Source organism: Serratia rubidaea (assembly GCF_016026735.1).
In the GTDB taxonomy this organism is placed as follows: Bacteria; Pseudomonadota; Gammaproteobacteria; order Enterobacterales; family Enterobacteriaceae; genus Serratia_B; species Serratia_B rubidaea.
The window spans coordinates 3,103,284-3,120,627 of sequence record NZ_CP065640.1 but is presented as its reverse complement, the minus strand read 5'-3'; the positions used below and the strand labels follow the sequence as shown (position 1 = coordinate 3,120,627).

General features: G+C 53.1%; 14 protein-coding genes. 8 read left to right on the top strand and 6 right to left on the bottom strand.

Annotated elements, in window-relative coordinates; translation table 11 throughout:
- Nucleotides 1-4: 4 nt before the first annotated feature.
- Genes hisA through hisIE form a run of 3 tightly spaced genes read left to right on the top strand, consistent with a single transcriptional unit; the run spans nt 5 to nt 2,108 of the window.
- The gene (gene hisA, locus I6G83_RS14630) at nt 5-742 is read left to right on the top strand and encodes a 1-(5-phosphoribosyl)-5-[(5-phosphoribosylamino)methylideneamino]imidazole-4-carboxamide isomerase (RefSeq protein ID WP_054304879.1); all 738 of its coding nucleotides are present in this window, start codon (nt 5-7) and stop codon (nt 740-742) included.
- Nucleotides 724-1,500 (top strand): imidazole glycerol phosphate synthase subunit HisF, encoded by a 777-nt coding sequence (hisF, locus tag I6G83_RS14625; RefSeq protein WP_015671670.1) that lies wholly within the window; start codon nt 724-726, stop codon nt 1,498-1,500. The genes hisA and hisF overlap by 19 nt, the downstream gene beginning before the upstream one ends.
- Nucleotides 1,494-2,108, top strand: a complete 615-nt coding sequence (hisIE, locus tag I6G83_RS14620) for a bifunctional phosphoribosyl-AMP cyclohydrolase/phosphoribosyl-ATP diphosphatase HisIE (RefSeq protein ID WP_054304880.1) — start codon at nt 1,494-1,496, stop codon at nt 2,106-2,108. Before hisF ends, hisIE begins: the two co-directional genes overlap by 7 nt.
- Nucleotides 2,109-2,204: 96 nt before the next feature.
- On the opposite strand, the gene gndA is transcribed toward hisIE, so the two are convergent.
- Complete coding sequence (gene gndA / locus I6G83_RS14615) at nt 2,205-3,611, bottom strand: NADP-dependent phosphogluconate dehydrogenase (protein WP_015671668.1); 1,407 nt, start codon at nt 3,609-3,611, stop codon at nt 2,205-2,207.
- A 291-nt stretch (nt 3,612-3,902) separates the two neighbouring features.
- Here gndA and I6G83_RS14610 point away from each other — a divergent pair, with 291 nt between their 5' ends.
- Genes I6G83_RS14610 through I6G83_RS14590 form a run of 5 tightly spaced genes read left to right on the top strand, consistent with a single transcriptional unit; the run spans nt 3,903 to nt 9,642 of the window.
- Entirely contained in the window at nt 3,903-5,264 is a 1,362-nt protein-coding gene (locus I6G83_RS14610; protein ID WP_232238918.1) for a hypothetical protein, read from the top strand.
- A complete protein-coding gene (locus I6G83_RS14605; protein WP_054304881.1) occupies nt 5,245-6,468 on the top strand; it encodes an oligosaccharide flippase family protein in 1,224 nt (407 codons plus the stop codon). The genes I6G83_RS14610 and I6G83_RS14605 overlap by 20 nt, the downstream gene beginning before the upstream one ends.
- 35 nt (nt 6,469-6,503) lie before the next feature.
- Nucleotides 6,504-7,397 (top strand): glycosyltransferase family 2 protein, encoded by an 894-nt coding sequence (locus tag I6G83_RS14600; RefSeq protein ID WP_161805772.1) that lies wholly within the window; start codon nt 6,504-6,506, stop codon nt 7,395-7,397.
- A 7-nt stretch (nt 7,398-7,404) separates the two neighbouring features.
- Nucleotides 7,405-8,487: a glycosyltransferase gene (locus I6G83_RS14595; protein ID WP_054304882.1), complete on the top strand. Its 1,083-nt coding sequence runs from the start codon at nt 7,405-7,407 to the stop codon at nt 8,485-8,487.
- A 27-nt stretch (nt 8,488-8,514) separates the two neighbouring features.
- The gene (locus tag I6G83_RS14590; protein ID WP_054304883.1) at nt 8,515-9,642 is read left to right on the top strand and encodes a glycosyltransferase family 4 protein; all 1,128 of its coding nucleotides are present in this window, start codon (nt 8,515-8,517) and stop codon (nt 9,640-9,642) included.
- A 57-nt stretch (nt 9,643-9,699) separates the two neighbouring features.
- Here the strand turns inward: I6G83_RS14590 and galE are convergent, their stop codons facing one another.
- From galE to I6G83_RS14565, 5 genes are all read right to left on the bottom strand, one after another.
- Nucleotides 9,700-10,710, bottom strand: coding sequence for a UDP-glucose 4-epimerase GalE (gene galE, locus I6G83_RS14585; RefSeq protein WP_054304884.1), 1,011 nt, complete (start codon nt 10,708-10,710; stop codon nt 9,700-9,702).
- Between the two features lie 198 nt (nt 10,711-10,908).
- Nucleotides 10,909-12,228: a TolC family outer membrane protein gene (locus I6G83_RS14580; protein WP_138112049.1), complete on the bottom strand. Its 1,320-nt coding sequence runs from the start codon at nt 12,226-12,228 to the stop codon at nt 10,909-10,911.
- 59 nt (nt 12,229-12,287) lie between these two features.
- Nucleotides 12,288-13,619 carry an HlyD family type I secretion periplasmic adaptor subunit gene (locus tag I6G83_RS14575; RefSeq protein ID WP_054304886.1) on the bottom strand — a complete coding sequence of 444 codons (1,332 nt, stop codon included), beginning with the start codon at nt 13,617-13,619 and terminating at the stop codon, nt 12,288-12,290.
- A 48-nt stretch (nt 13,620-13,667) separates the two neighbouring features.
- The gene (locus tag I6G83_RS14570) at nt 13,668-15,329 is read right to left on the bottom strand and encodes a type I secretion system permease/ATPase (protein ID WP_249220879.1); all 1,662 of its coding nucleotides are present in this window, start codon (nt 15,327-15,329) and stop codon (nt 13,668-13,670) included.
- Between the two features lie 445 nt (nt 15,330-15,774).
- The gene (locus I6G83_RS14565) at nt 15,775-17,241 is read right to left on the bottom strand and encodes a hypothetical protein (protein ID WP_232238917.1); all 1,467 of its coding nucleotides are present in this window, start codon (nt 17,239-17,241) and stop codon (nt 15,775-15,777) included.
- Nucleotides 17,242-17,344 lie beyond the last annotated feature (103 nt).

Below are 17,344 nucleotides of genomic sequence, written 5' to 3'. Positions count from 1 at the left end.
CAGCATGATTATCCCCGCATTGGATTTGATCGACGGCAAGGTGGTGCGCCTGCATCAGGGCGATTACGGCCGGCAGCGCGACTACGGCAGCGACCCGCTGCCGCGCCTGCAGGATTATCAGCAACAGGGCGCGCAGGTGCTGCACCTGGTGGATCTCACCGGAGCGAAAGATCCGGGCGCCCGCCAGCTGCCGCTGCTGCGTCAGCTGTTAGCCGGCGTGTCGGTGCCGGTACAGGTCGGCGGCGGCGTACGTCATGAACAGGACGTGGCGTCCCTGCTGGAAGCCGGCGCCAGCCGCGTGGTGATTGGCTCCACCGCCGTGAAACAGCCTGCGCTGGTGCAGAGCTGGTTTGAACGCTACGGCGCGGACGCGCTGGTGCTGGCGCTGGACGTGCGTATCGACGACGCCGGCGCCAAGCAGGTGGCGATCAGCGGCTGGCAGGAGAACTCTGACGCCACGCTGGAACAGGTGGTTGAACAGTTTCTGCCCTACGGCCTGAAGCACGTGCTGTGCACCGATATTTCCCGCGATGGCACGCTGGCCGGCTCTAACGTGGCGCTGTATCAGGAAATCAGCCAACGCTACCCGCAGGTTGCCTTCCAGGCCTCCGGCGGCATCGGCGGGCTGGATGATATCGCGGCGCTGCGCGGCAGCGGCGTGGAGGGCGTGATCGTCGGCCGGGCGCTGCTGGAAGGTAAATTTAACGTTGAGGAGGCCATTGCATGCTGGCAAAACGGATAATTCCCTGCCTGGACGTCAAAGACGGGCAAGTGGTGAAAGGCGTGCAGTTCCGCAACCACGAAATCATCGGCGATATCGTGCCGCTGGCGCAGCGCTATGCTGAGGAAGGCGCGGACGAGCTGGTATTCTATGATATCACCGCCTCCAGCGACGGTCGCGTGGTGGACAAGAGCTGGGTATCGCGCGTGGCGGAAGTGATCGATATCCCCTTCTGCGTCGCCGGCGGGATTAAAAGCGCCGATGACGCCAGCCAGATCCTGTCGTTCGGCGCCGACAAAATCTCCATCAACTCGCCGGCGCTGGCGGACCCGAGCCTGATCGGCCGGCTGGCCGATCGCTTTGGCGTGCAGTGCATCGTCGTCGGCATCGACACCTGGTATGACGAGAACAGCGGTAAATATCACGTCAACCAGTATACCGGCGATGAAAGCCGCACCCGCATCACCCAGTGGGAAACGCTGGACTGGGTGCAGGAAGTGCAGAAGCTGGGGGCCGGGGAGATCGTGCTCAACATGATGAACCAGGACGGCGTACGCAACGGTTACGATCTGGAGCAGCTGCGCCGCGTGCGTGAGCTGTGCAACGTGCCGTTGATCGCCTCCGGCGGCGCCGGCACCATGGCCCACTTCCTGGAAGCCTTCCGCGACGCCAACGTCGACGGCGCGCTGGCGGCATCGGTATTCCATAAACAAATTATCAATATCGGCGAACTGAAACGGTTCCTGGCCGATAACGGCGTGGAGATTCGCGTGTGTTAACCGAACAACAGAAAGCCCGGCTGGACTGGGAAAAAACCGATAACCTGATGCCGGTTATCGTTCAGCACGCCGTTTCCGGCGAAGTGCTGATGCTGGGCTATATGAACCAGGAAGCGCTGGCCACCACCGAGAGCAGCGGCAAGGTGACCTTTTACTCCCGCACCAAACAGCGCCTGTGGACCAAAGGGGAAAGCTCCGGGCATTTCCTCAACGTGGTCAGCATCACGCCGGACTGCGATAACGATACGCTGCTGATTCTGGCGCAGCCTATCGGCCCGACCTGCCACCTGGGCAACAGCAGCTGCTTCCACCCGGCGGCCAGCGACTGGACCTTCCTGTACCAACTGGAACAGCTGCTGGCGGCGCGCAAGAACGCCGACCCGCAGAGTTCATATACCGCCAGCCTGTACGCCAGCGGCACCAAGCGCATCGCGCAGAAAGTGGGGGAAGAAGGCGTGGAGACCGCGCTGGCGGCAACCGTGAATGACCGCGAGGAGCTGACCAACGAGGCGTCGGATCTGATTTATCACCTGCTGGTGCTGCTGCAGGACCAGCAGTTGGATCTGAGCACGGTGATCGGCCGGCTGCGCGAGCGTCACGCGAAATAAGCCTGCCGCAGGCCAGATAAAGAAAAAGCCGCAGGGGGTTAACCGCTGCGGCTTTTTTTCAGCCGGCGCACAATGCGCCGGCAGCAAGAACGACGCTTATTCCATCCACTCGGTATGGAACACGCCTTCTTTGTCGATACGTTTGTAAGTATGCGCACCGAAGTAGTCACGCTGAGCCTGGATCAGGTTCGCCGGCAGTACCGCAGAACGGTAGCTGTCGTAGTACGCGATAGCCGCGGAGAAGGTTGGCGTAGGAATGCCGTTCTGCACCGCATAAGAGACCACGTCACGCAGCGCCTGCTGATAATCGTCGGCAATCTGCTTGAAGTATGGTGCCAGCAGCAGGTTGGCGATATCGGCGTTTTCCGCGTAGGCATCGGTGATTTTCTGCAGGAACTGGGCGCGGATGATGCAGCCGGCACGGAAGATCTTGGCGATTTCACCGTAGTTCAGATCCCAGTTGTTCTCTTTGGATGCCGCTTTCAGCTGAGAGAAGCCCTGCGCGTAGGAAACAATTTTGCCCAGGTACAGTGCGCGACGCACTTTCTCGATAAACTCGGCCTTATCACCGCTGAAGGTCGCAACCTGCGGACCGGTCAGCACTTTAGACGCGGCTACGCGCTGGTCTTTCAGTGAGGACAGGTAGCGTGCGAAGACGGATTCGGTGATCAGCGACAGCGGTTCGCCCAGATCCAGCGAACTTTGGCTGGTCCACTTGCCGGTGCCTTTGTTTGCCGCTTCATCCAGGATCACATCAACCAGGTATTTACCTTCTTCATCTTTTTTGGTGAAGATATCTTTGGTGATGTCGATCAGGTAGCTGTTCAGCTCGCCCTTGTTCCACTCGGCGAAGGTGTCCGCCAGCTCTTCGTTGCTCAGGTTCAGCGCCTGCTTCAGCAGCGAGTAAGCTTCGGCAATCAACTGCATATCGCCGTATTCGATGCCGTTGTGCACCATTTTCACATAGTGGCCGGCGCCGTCTGCGCCGATGTAGGCCACGCAAGGCTCGCCTTCGGCCACGGCGGCGATCTTCTCAAGGATAGGGGCAACCAACTCGTACGCTTCTTTCTGGCCGCCAGGCATGATGGAAGGCCCTTTCAGCGCGCCCTCTTCACCACCGGAAACGCCGGTGCCGATAAAGTTGAAGCCCTGGTCAGACAGCTCACGGTTACGACGAATGGTGTCCTGATAGTAGGTGTTGCCGCCATCGATCAGAATATCACCTTTATCCAGGTGCGGAGTCAGGGAAGCAATGGTCTTATCGGTCGCTTCGCCCGCTTTTACCATCAGCAAAATGCGGCGCGGTTTTTCCAGCGATTCAACAAACTCTTCAACGCTGTAGTAAGGCGCCAGGTTTTTGCCTGGGTTCTCAGCAATCACTTCGTCAGTCTTATCGCCTGAACGGTTGAAGATGGAAACGGTGTAGCCACGGCTCTCGATGTTCAGTGCCAGATTGCGGCCCATTACCGCCATGCCGACAACGCCGATTTGTTGCTTGGACATTTAGTCACTCCTGTCTGAAGGTACCCCTGCTAACAGCTCTCGGCTAACAGGTTTTGTGATGTGGCCCACATGTTAACTCAGGTTTGCGGGTGGTGGGTAGTGATTGGTGCGATAGATAAAGAGTAACAACACCCTGACATACAACGTGATTATTATTACAAAATAAAAATTATAGGAATAATCCTAGCAAAAAAAGGATTGCTTATATTACAGACATGCAGATAAAGCCCTATTGATACCCCCTGAAGATACTGTACAATTCAGCGGTTTATAATAATTAGGGATAGGAAAGTGCGCTCAATTTCCAGTATTTTTACATTACTTTTCATTGTGTTAGCAATGCTGGGCACTGTTAAAGTCTACATCGGCGGCAACCTTAATTGGCTAATTCTGTTATTACTCCTTGGCGTTGCTACGGTAACCTCATTGACAAGTACTCAGAGTTCTCTCAAGGAATTACTTAGCACACGATTAAGCATCCTGAAACACTATAAATGGATGCTGGCCGGTTGGGTGCTGTTTATCGCAGGTATCTTTATCGCTGCCTTAATGAACGACGGTACAGGCTTATACACCGTAGTAAAATACCTGCTGTTCGTTATCGTCCTCTTGTCACTGCTGCTGATCTCGCCGTTGACGCCAGCGCTACTGGAAAAGGCGTTGAATGTTTCGCTGATCGTTTCCCTGCTCCCGCTGTTGGTTTTCGCCGTGTTGCGACAGACCGACTATTTGCTGGTACTCGGCGATGGCCGTATGGGGTGGTTAGCCAGCTGGCCGGGCGTTATCTGGAAAGCCGGCGCTTATGCATGGCCTTTCATTGCCTGGCGTTGTCTGAAAAACACCAGCTGGCGCAACCTGTTATTAGCCTTCTGCGCAATTTTGATTATGGCGCTCGACGGCAGCCGTACATCCATGCTTTGGATGGCGCTGGTCTGGTGCGCGCTGGCGGTGGTTGCCCTGTTCGCCAAAATCCCTGGCAGAGGCATTAAAGGCCATATCGTCCTTCTGCTTATCACTCTCTTTTCTTTCACCGTGCTGCAGCCAACGCTGGTGGGCTGGGTATGGGGTAAATATGACCCGCTGATCGTTGAATTAATGACCGAGAAGAAGGACGTTAATGAGCCGGCATCCAACGATACATCAGAGAGTAACGACAGTACGGCCGAAATCATCATGGATAACCTTGGTGATACGGTAAAAAAAGCACTCTCTACGCCAAAAGAGGATGCTACGGCGGATCGTCTGATCAAAGGCGATAACACTACCCGTTTGGAGATGATTCAGGCCGGTTGGCATAAAGCGGTTGTGACTTTCCCTTGGGGCGGAGGCTTTGGCGCAACTCGGGTGGCCGATAATGATGTCACCAGCGTGATACATATGACTTATGTACAGCTCCTGGCGGATGAGGGCGTGCTTTCCTTTATCGGCTACCTGTTGATTATTCTGGCTCCGCTGTGTGCCGGCCTAAAATTTGTTTTTGCAGCTCGTGAAACATTTATCGAGCGCTTTGAGCTGATGCTCGCTCCTCTCTCGGCCCTGGCCTTGTTTACCATGATGGGATGTTTCCACCCGTTAAGTAACGAGCTGACCGAATGGGGTATCGTACTGGTCGCGATGACGCTGGTTATGACTCATGTCACGCATCGCAAGTAATACGTTCTGGTTAATGCTGGCGCAAATCGGGGGATTGTTTATTCCCCTGATTGAGCTGCCCGTGTTGGCGCGGGCGCTTGGCCAACAAAGCTATGGCCAGGTGCTCTATGCCTTGGGCATCGCCTTGACCGCCTCCGTGTTCGTTGAGTTCGGTTTCAATTTCAGCGCAGCGCGCAGCCTGGTAAAAATAAAGGATCAACCGCGTCAAATCGCGCAACTGGTGACCAATGTCCTCACTGCCAAGCTGTTTCTCAGCCTGGTGGTGAGTATCGCTGTCGCCCTGCTGATGTTTTCTGGCGTTGGGGCCACCGCTATACCTTCGCACTGGCTACTGTGGATCTCTCTTTTCATCCTGGCCTTCGGCTTCACGCCTCTCTGGTATTATGTCGGCATTGAAAGGCTTATCTTCCCGGCATTGCTCGACCTGGCTTTACGCAGCACCGGGCTCCTGCTCACCGTCATACTGGTTGCCGCCCCGCAACATGCGCAACGCGTGTTAACCATTCAGGCAACCGTTGGAATCATTAATACATTAGTACCGACGCTATTAATGATCCGCAAGACAGGCCTTGCTCCGGTGAGCTTATCGGGAGCAAAACAGGTTATAAAGGAAAGCTGGGAGCTTTTCCTTTATAAAGGTGCGCAAAGCATCATGGGGTCGATAGCCTCTACCTTGCTGGGATTGTTAGGTGGCGCGCGCGCCGTCGGTGCTTTTGTACCGGCAGAAAAACTCGTGCGGGCTGCCAGCGGCCTGGCGGCACCGGTGCTGAATGCCGCGTTCCCCCATCTGGTAAAGGTACAGTCGGATTCCAAACATGCGGCCAAGAGAATTGTTGGTCTGACCCTTTTGGCTTTGGCGGCCATGACGCTTATTTTTGCCTTACTGACCGTCTGGCTGGCTCCTTGGGTAGTGAATATCGTCTTTGGTCCAGGCTATCAGGATGCCATTGAACTATTAAGAATTCTGGTGTGGATTGTCCCGCTACGAATCTGCAGTATGGCGCTCGCCATCCTCTGGTTTATCCCGATAGGCAAGGAGCGTGTTGCAAGTCGAGTCATGATGGTGAATATCATGATGATCTGCCTGCTGGCCTTCCTGTTAGTTCCGACGCTTGGCGGGCTGGGAATGACGATTGCGTTCCTGAGTGCAGAAATCACCATGTTCGTACTACTGATGATATTTTTTATAAATAAAAACAAATAGTTAGTTTGATATTTCCTCTAATAATGGGAGCCAGCTTGAGTCAGTTTAATCTGAGCGTAGTCATCACAACTTATAACCGTCCGGAGCTTGTCCAACGTGCGGTAGCGTCTGTCGCTCAGCAGCGTCGCGACGACTTCAACATTGAAATCATCGTTGTTGATGATGCATCACCGTGCCCTCTTCCCAAATTTATGGAAACGGACGTTGTTACCTACCGCATGCCGGTGAATGGCGGCCCGGGGCCGGCACGCATGCAGGGACTCAACCTGGCTCACTCTACCTGGGTCTTAATGCTTGATGATGACGATACGCTAGAGCCGGATGCGGTTTCCCATTTGATGTCCCACTTGACCGATCCTGAGTTGCAGCAGTACCCGGTTATGCAATTTGCTCGCACAAACGGCAAACTTTCCGGCGATGACCGCGTCATTACTTTCGATGACTATCTGAGCGGAAGCATCACCGGAGACTTCGCACCGATCTTTAATCGGCGTGTTTTTCTGCAGACAATGCTGAGTTATCCAAACAACCGGGCCGGCGGGGAACATATTCTCTGGTGGAAACTGGCGATGGATTACGGCATCCCGACCTTCTCTAAAATTTTGGTTACGCTCTATGATGATGCCCAGGAGCGGCTAACCCACTTCTCTTCGCAAATCAAGAAAGCCGCTGACCATCAGCAGCTCGCAGAAATCACGCTGGCCGAATTTGGCGCTCAGTTACAGACCGCCTACCCAACGGAGTATCAACGAGTATGTCTGGCCAGAATCACCTATAGCATGCTCAATAACCAGTGTCGTTCCGCACGCAGCTACTTAACAACGGCGCCGCTGGGAGAGAAAATGAAATCGGCGCTCTGGTTAGTCAGCTGGCTTCCGCAGCCGTTGATTAAAAAGCTATTTTTGTTTTACCGCCAACGGCAAGGATGAGAATGACATGCGTATAGATTACGTGATTACCGGTCTGGATATCGGCGGCGCAGAATTTCAGGTTGTCGCCCTGCTCGAGCGTTTGGTTCAGCGCGGGCACCAGGTCAGGCTGATTTCGATGACGCCGCCGCGCGCATTTACAGAACGCCTGGAATCAGCCGGCATTCCCGTACATTCATTGGATATGACCTCCGGATTACAACTGCCGCAGGCGCTTTGGCGGCTGAAAAAAATGCTGCGCCAGTCACCGCCGGATATCCTGCACGGCCATATGGTGCATGCCAATATCATCGCGCGTTTAGCACGTTTATTCATTCCCGGGCTGCACGTTATCAGCACTGCCCATAACACACGAGAGGGCGGTAAGCTGCGCGACTGGGCCTATCGGCTGACCAACCCTCTCAGCAAGCTGAATACCACCATCAGTGCAGCGGCAACTCGCCGCTTTACTGAGGAAAAAGTTTTCCCGCGTCACAATACCCAAACCATTTTTAACGGTATTGATACGGAAAAATTTCATGCTGATGATGCGCCCCGCACGCCGGCAAAACCGTTCCGCTGGCTGGCCGTTGGCAGATTAATGGAACAAAAAGATTACCCCACCATGCTGACGGCGTTTAGTCTGTTGCCCGACAGCCGGTTACTGATTGCGGGACAAGGGCCTTTATTACCTCAATTGCAAGAGCAGGTTAGCCAGTTAGGTTTGGAAAACCGCGTAGAATTTTTGGGGGTGCGTCATGATATCGACGAGTTGTACCGGCAGGTCGACGGGTTTGTCCTGTCTTCCGAGTGGGAAGGCTACGGACTGGTCGTTGCCGAAGCCATGGCGTCGCAGCTTCCCGTGGTTGTAACGGACAGCGGCGGACCTGGGGAAATTGTTGGCAGCGATGGTTCCGCAGGTCTCCTTGTTCCTATTAAAGATCCCCAGGCGCTGGCAAATGCTTTAGCAATGATTGAAGCAATGCCGCCAGCCAGCCGCTATGATATGGGTTGCAGGGCGAGAAAAAAAATTCAGGAAAACTTCTCTCTCAACCAGATAGTGACCCAGTGGGAAAACATTTACACAGAATTAAACAAAAAAAATAAATAATTCAGTGAGCTAGGTATAAGGTTTTAAATGAAAATCGTATTGATAGGCACCACAGCAAACTGCGTTGTCGGCTTCCGTGCCGATATGATCAAGTCTCTTCATCAGCAGGGGCATACGGTGTATGCATTAGCCCTGAATTATGATGCGACCACGCGCGCCCAGGTTAAAGCGTTAGGTGCAATCCCGGTAGATTATCGTTTCAGTCGTACCGGGTTGAACCCGATACGTGATATTATTGACACCATTGCGCTGAGCAAACTCCTTAAAGAGCTCAATCCCGACCTTGTCTTTTCCTATTTTTCCAAGCCTTGTATCTTCGGTACGCTGGCGGCATCACTGGCCGGCGTCAAAAAACGCTATGCGATGCTTGAAGGACTGGGCTATCTATTTACCGAGAAACCGGAAGGCGTCAGCCTGAAGGTAAAACTGCTGAAGAAAATCCAGATCGCGCTGTATCGCTTTGCCTTCCCTAAACTTGACGCATTGATCGTTTTAAATCCGGACGATCGCCATGATTTGATGGAAAAATCAGGCGTCAAAGTTAAAAAGGTGCATGTTTTAGGCGGGATCGGGCTAAATTTAGCAGACTATCCTTTTTCTGTGCCGCCCGTAGACCCCGTTTCCTTTATCTTCATTGCCCGCCTGTTAGTCGAAAAAGGCGTTTATGAATATGTAACCGCAGCAAAAAAAGTAAAGCAACGTTACCCTGACGTTCAATTCTACATGTTAGGCGCGGTGGATACGCATAACCCGGGCAGTCTCACGGAACAGCACCTGGCCCAACTGATCAAAGATGACGTAATTAATTACCCGGGCCATGTAAATGATGTCCCCTCATGGATAGCTAAAGCCAGCGTATTCGTACTGCCCTCTTACCGCGAAGGGTTGCCGCGCAGTACGCAAGAAGCAATGGCCATGGGACGCGCCGTACTCAGCAGCGATGTTCCCGGCTGCCGCCAAACGGTAGTACAAGGTGTGAACGGCTTTTTAGTCGAACGCTGGTCCTCTGATGCCTTGGTTGAGAAGATGATCAGCTTTATAGAAAACCCACAAAAAATTATTGAGATGGGCCAGGCCAGCTATCAGATCGCACAAAGTAATTTCGATGCTGAAAAGGTCAACTCGCGCTTACTGGAAATCCTGGACTTACGGTAGACATTCAAAGATTGAGAGACCTAAAAAAGCCAGCAATGCTGGCTTTTTTAATCGCTGTTATTTTTTATAACCCTGAGGATTATTTTTTTGCCAATTCCAGGCGTCATGCATCATTTCATCAAGGTTGCGTTTGGCGCGCCAATCTAACTTTTCAGCAGCCAGTGCAGGGTCAGACCAGCATTCGGCAATGTCGCCAGGGCGGCGAGGGACAATCTGGTAAGCTACTTTTCGTCCTGATGCCTCTTCAAATGCGGCAACCATTTCCAATACCGAATAGCCTTTCCCCGTGCCTAAATTGTATACGGTGAACCCTTCGGTAATATGGTCGATAGCCTTGAGATGCCCCTCGGCCAGATCCATAACATGAATATAATCACGTACGCCGGTTCCGTCTGCGGTGGGGTAGTCATCACCAAAGACAGACAGTTGCTCCAATTTGCCAATGGCGACCTGAGCAATATAAGGTAAAAGATTATTGGGGATCCCGTTAGGATCTTCGCCAATCATGCCAGACTCATGGGCGCCGACAGGGTTGAAATAGCGCAATGCCGTGATCGCGAACTGAGGCTCTGCTGCGGCGAAATCTTGCAGGATCTGTTCAACCATCAGTTTCGAGGTGCCGTATGGGTTAGTTGTCCCCCCCACGCGCGAGGTCTCGACCAGAGGAGTGTGTTCAGGGGTACCATACACCGTTGCCGAGGAGCTGAAAATAAACTGGCGTACGCCGGCGTCTCGCATCGCCTGCAGCAGCACCAAAGTGCCGGCTACGTTGTTCTGATAGTACTCTAACGGTTTGCGCGTCGACTCGCCGACAGCTTTCAGGCCGGCGAAATGGATAACGGAGGTGATTTGATGGGCATCGAAGATACGTTTGAGGCATTGTTCATCAAGAATATCACCTTGATAGAACACAGCGCTCTTGCCGGTCAGTTGTTCGACACGATGCAAGGACTCTTCTGATGAATTGGACAGATTGTCTAGGACAACAACCTCTTCCCCCCGCTCAAGCAGTGCCAAAACCGTGTGCGAACCAATGTAACCTGCACCACCGGTAACCAAAATCGCCATAATCGCTCCTTAATATGCGCTGCTTAACAACGCCAAACTATAGGTGTACGGCTGCTACTTTACACCCGATAAACTCTTTTAACAGCAAACCACGTTTGAAATCGGCCATTACTATAACCTTTTATACCGTGACTCGGGAAAGTTTTCAGATAAGACCGAATGACCAGATCAAGGTTCGCCTGGCCATTCGGATAGGGATTAGGACTGGTAGGTAAAGTACTGCGCAATGCGCTTGATATCTTTCTCATCGAAGGTGCCAGAATCGCTCAACAGCGAAATCCAGGACTTGATGTAGGTATATTTTGCCGAGGCGAGATCGCGCTGGGCGGAGTACAGCTGCTGTTCGGCGTTCAGAACGTCAACGTTGACGCGCTGCCCGGCCAGCACGCTTTTGCGCGTGGCTTCAACCTGCGTGGTGGCCGACTTCACCGCCAGCTCGTAGGCCGCCAGCTTCGCACGGCTGCTGATACACAGATTGTATTGCTTACGCAGATCATTAAGTGTTGTCCCCACCTGCGCATCCATCTCATACATCGCCTGCCCATAGCGGGCCGCCGCCTGACGCGTCGAGGCCGCAACCCCGCCGCCGGAGTAAAGCGACATGCTGACACGCAGGCCGATACTGTCAGTGCGGTATTTTTGGTTGATGGTGTTATCGCTGCTGGAGTCATTTTCCGAATGCGATGCATACAGCTGCACCTGCGGCATAAAGCCGGCGCGATTACGCTCCACGTCATACTTGGCCGCCTCGACGCCATGGCGCGACGCCGCCAGCTCGGGATTATTCTTCAGCGCCAGCTTCTGCCAGTCCTCAAATTTTGACGGGCTCAGGGGAACCACGTTGAACTTGCCGGGTTTAAGAATTTGCAGACTGTCCAGCTGTTCCAACGGTACGCCGATAATCACTTCCAAATCCCGCTGGGCGGAGTCCAGCGCATCGCGCGCTTCAATCTCCTGCGCCACCGCCAGGCTGTAACGCGCCTGGGTTTCAGACAGGTCGGTTACCGTGCCCTCACCGGCGGCAAGCAAGCGATCGTTTAACGCCAGTTGCTCCTGATAGGCATTCTTCTGCGCCACCGCCAACGCAATCTGATCCTTGGCGTACGCCACTTCCACATACGCCGAGATAACCCTGACCGCCAGATCGAACAGCTTGCCGCGGTAGCGTTCATCCGATACCAACGTCTGCGCAATGCCGGCCTTGTAGCGCGCGTAGGCCTCATAGTCGAACAGCGCCTGCGTCAGGGTAACCGAGCCGGCATAACTGCGGTACTGCTGACGCTTGGTGACATCTGACACCCGGCCAAAAATATCCGACTGCTGATACTTTTGCGTCTGCCAGTTACGAGGCGCATTTTGATAGCTCAACGACACCTGCGGCAGCAGCCCGGCCCGGCCGATCTTTTCGTTCTCGTCTCCGGCCTGTTTCTCCTTCAATGCCGCCTGATAGGTCGGGTCCTTCTCAAGCGCTAACGCATAGGCGTCTAATATTCCCAATGCATGGGCTGGCGCAGACATCGCCAGTAATAAGGGGCCGGCCGCCAGGCCGACCGCCTTCCATGGAAATCGAATCAAAATTATTCCTCAGTCAATGAAGTATGAGCGCGATCCAAAATAGGTTTGAACAGATAGCTCAACAGAGAGCGAGACCCCGTTTTCACAAACACTTCTACCGGCATACCAGGCCTGATCTCTTCGGTGTTCAGCAGCTTCATGCCTTCCGGCGTCACCGTTGCCTGCATCTGGTAGTAAGGTTCGCCATTGGCTTTATCCACCAGACGGTCAGCGGAAATCAGCGTCACCGTGCCGGGAATTTTCGGCGTTTTATTTTGATTAAATGCCGTGAACATCAGGTCAACCGGCAGGCCGTTATACACTTTATCGATCAGATCCACCTTCAGACGGGCATCGACAACCAGCGTCGCCTGACTGGGCACCACATCCAGCAGATGATCGCCCGCCGCCACAACGCCGCCCTGGGTGAAGATATTCAGCCCCACGACCGTGCCCGTTACCGGCGCGGTGATCTCGGTGTTGCCCAGATCGAAGTCCGCCATTTGCAGCTTGTTGCGATATTCGCTGGTATCCATCTGTGACTGCGCCAGCTGTGTTCTGACCTCCCGCTGATAATCGGCCAGGCGCTGGTCAATTTTCTGCTGCGACTCCAGCAGCTGTTTTTCCAACTGGCCGATGCGCCCCAGCGTTTCATCGATACCGCCGTTCACTTCGGCAAACTGGCGTTGAATTTCCAGATAGCGATTACGCGGTAAATAGCCGTCGGCCGCCAGCGACTTCATGCTGTTCATCTGTTCGCGCAGGGTGGAAAGCTGAATGCGCTTATTGACCAGCGAATCCTTCGATCCTTTCAGCTGGAAGCGGATGCCATCCATCGACTGCTTATACCCGTCGATTTCGCTCTTCAGCCCCTGACGACGGGAGGTGAACAGCTGCTGCTGCAGTGCCAGAATCTCGGCCACCCGCGGATCGTTTTGCACCGCCTTCAGTACCGGCGAGAAAGTGACGTTCTCATGGCCATCCCGTTCGGCCAGCAGCCGCCCTACCGACGCCAACGTGGTGTAATATTGATCGCGTAAGGAATCGACCTGTGCCTGCGCCTGCGTCTGGCTGAGTTTCACCAGCACCTGGCCGGCTTTGACCTTTTCCCCTTCGCTCACCAGAATATTTTTAATGATGCCGCTGGCCGGCGCCTGTACCGTTTTTCGGTTGCCGGAAACGATCACCGAACCGGAAGAAGCCACCCCTTTATCCAGCGGCGCCAACGCTGCCCAGGCTAAAAAACCCACCACCCCAATCAGAATGACCATCCACCCCATACGGGTGTAGCGCCGTTCATCCAGGGGAAGCAGACCGTTAGGCGCTCTCCCTGCCTCATTTATTTGCGTAGACATTACCACTCCTTCAAACGCATCCGGCCGCTGCCGGCATGCACACCAATTTTAATGAGTTTGTGTTTTTGCCGTATTTTCTTGCTCGAGTTCGCCGTTAACCGCCTGGACGTTCTGCTGCACCGGTGATTTTTGCGCCTGAGAAATCGCCTGGATCACCTGCTGGGTGCCGCCAAAGGCATTAACCTGACCGTTAGTCAGCAACAGCAATTTATTGGTCATTGAGAGCAAATTGGTACGGTGGGTAATTAACACTACGGTGGTTTTACGCTGATGCAGCGTCTGAATGGCGTGGTTAAGGGCACGTTCCCCCACGTCATCCAGGTTGGAGTTCGGCTCATCGAGCACCACAAGCGACGGTTCGCCATACAGCGCGCGCGCCAGACCGATCCTCTGCTTCTGGCCGCCGGACAACCCTGCACCGCCATTGCCGATGATGGAATCGTAGCCTTTCGGGAAACGCAGGATCATGTCGTGTACGCCGGCCAGTTTGGCCGCCTCCAGGACTTTCTCGGCATCCACCTCGTTAAAGCGGGCAATATTTTCGGCAATGGTGCCGGCAAACAGCTCAATATCTTGCGGCAGGTAGCCGATATGCGGCCCCAGTTCATCCTTGTTCCACTGATAAATATCCGCGCCGTCAAGCCGTACAATGCCGGAAGAGACCGGCCAGATGCCGACCAACAGGCGCGCCAGCGTCGATTTACCGGAGGCGCTCGGCCCGATGATGCCCAACACATCCCCCGCCTGCAGCGCAAAGCTCACGTTATGCAACACGGCGGGCACCTGCGACCCTGGAGGCGCAGCGGTAACATTCTCCACGGACAGCTCGCCAACCGGACGCGGCAATGACATCCCCTCGCCGCGTTGCGGGTGGGCGTCCAGCAGTTGCACCAGACGGTTATAGGAAAGCTTGGCCGAGCTGTAACTTTTCCAGACGTTAATCACCTGTTCAATCGGCGCCAGCGTCCGCCCCATCAGAATGGAGCCGGCGATCATCATGCCGGGCGTAATATGCCCGTCAATCGCCAGCCAGCCGCCCAGCCCCAGCACCAGAGACTGCAGGGAGAGACGCACAAACTTGGTGATCGACGTCACCCGCGCCGAACGCTCGCTGGCGATACGCTGATTATTCAGAAAACGCTGATGCAGGCCGAACCAGCGACGCTTCAGATTCGGCAACATCCCGAGCGCTTCAATCACCTCAGCGTTACGCAAATTGGTGCTCGCCAGATTGCCGGACATGATCGACAGCTTGCTGGCCTCCCCCAACGGCTTGCGGGACAGCACTTCGTTCATGATGGCAAGCGCAATCAGCAACAGCGAGCCAACCAGCGCAAATAAACCCAACCATGGATTAAACAGGAAGATGACGAGGAGGTAGATGGGGAACCAGGGGGCATCAAAGAAGGCGAAGAGCGCGCTGCCGGTAAGAAATTGCCGTAAGGTGGTTAAATCATTCAGCATTTGCCCGGCATCCGAGGAGCCATTTTTCAGATTAGACTCAAACGCTGCGGTATAAATTCGCGTATTCAGCTGCATGTCCAACTGGCTGCCGATACGTATGACCACCATGCTGCGCACGTACTCCAGTAATGCCATTACGCCAAACATGGATAACATAATCAGCGTCAGCATTAACAACGTAATTTCGTTACGGGAAGGCAACGCACGGTCATAGACCTGCAGCATATAGATCGAAGGCACCAACATCAGTAAGTTGATTAATGCAGTGAATATGCCAATGGTCCAGAACACCTTGCTACGCGCACGTATTACAGCAGCTATCTCATTATAGGGTAACGTTGGGGTCACACTAATCCCTCTTACAAACTACGGTTATGGTTGGTAGTTTAACTGACGACACTACGTGACCCGGTTATCAAATAACCAGGCAGCGCAGTGTGCAAGAACTGAGATTAACTATGGTAGAGGGATCGGGATATGGCAAGGTTTCAGGAAGGAAAAATTTTAAAAATAAAGATTTACACCTTAATGATTGGTGCCAAAGGTAAAACTGGTGAATAAAAAAACACTTTCCATATGTTTTATCCGGGAAAAGAATAAAAAATAGGCAGAGTAAAAACTCTGCCTATCAAGGACTAACAATAAAAAAAACGACTTTTATAAGCTATGAAAGAAAATAAAACCATATGGTTTATTTGTCATTAGGCATCGGAGCATAACTCGCCGCCATCTGTGGCAGGTTTGAAGAGAAATATTGCCCCTTCACCGTTTTCCAATCAGGTTTTTCATTGGTGTAAATGGCTATCGGCTTATCATCCAGACTGATGCCTTTCGAAATGTCCCCTTTCTTCTCAATGTCAAGGTTCCAGTGTTCAATCGTCACGTCGCCTTTAATACCCGTAACGGTGACCGGTTGTACCTTCGCATGCTTCGGCGGATTCTTCCACATCAGGATGGTGTATTTTTTATCGGTATTGTTACGATTTGATTGCAGTACGTAAGCTTCAACATCTTTTGCCGGGTTAGCCATATACAACAGATGCTTCCCTTTCATGGCGTCAACCGCCATCGCATAGGCCAACAGGCGAATTTTTGGCTGCCAGTTGTCGTCAAACAAGCCAAAATAATAAAGCTTATTGTTGATATAGCGATCTTTCGCCAAGAAGTAATCAACGCGCTTCATATCGTAGACATAAAAACCGCGAGCGAATAGTTTAATCAAATCATAAGGATTTGACTGATAGCGTCCGGAGGAGTTGGTATCAAGCTGCTCCGTATCTAATAATGGCTTGCCTTTTACGCCATACTTCGCCATAACGGAACGCATGTATCCCGGCAAATCATCCGCACCAAACACAAAGTGGTGCATTGAATAAGCATCTGCGTATTTATCGATACCTAATTTAAAGCTTTCATCAACAAAGCGCCGACCGCCGCTAAAACCACCTTTGATCGGCGAGCGCGAATATGTTGCCGCAAAAGCCACGGTTTTAATATCTTGTCCGGACTTCTGTATCTGCTCCTTGAGCATTTTCATCTCTTTGACATACATACCCGGCGTCGATTTCATCCACCATATGCTTGGCGCGTCAACTTCATTACCTAACTCGGCATATTTAACGTTATAGCCCGCCAAGTGCTTTAACGTCACATCGAGGTAATTTCTGTATTTCCCATAATATTTCGGATCTACGCCGGATAGTTTATTATGAGCAACCGTAAACTGGGCCGGAGGGTAACCAAACAGGAATAAATGGCTCATGCCATATTTTTTCGCCATTTTGAGCTGAAAATCCACCTCGGTAAAATTGGTGGGGTTGCCGTTTTTATCCGCCACCCGATGCCAGGCGGTCTCGGCACTGCGCAAACTGTTCACTCCGACGCGTGATAACAGTTCATACGCCTTCTCAATTTTTGCCCGATCGCCGGTTGATTTTACCGCCGGAATCTCCATCCCGTGCAGACCGAAATCTACACCATCATCCGCAGAAGCCTGGGAGAGTTTGCGCTTCATCAACTTGTCGTACACATACTTTGATGAATTATCGCTCAAATCCTCGCGGGTTTTCTTCATTTCCGTGTAATACATCGCCGTATCCGGCGCTGCATAGGCAGACGCCGAGGTCAATGCAATACATAGACAGGACAAACTCAGCACGTTCCTACCTGCAGTGGGGTACAATCTCATATCACCTCTCCGAAAATTTGTTTACCGTAATCACAGCACTCCCCCAAAGGTCCATCACGTTGAAAATGTCCAT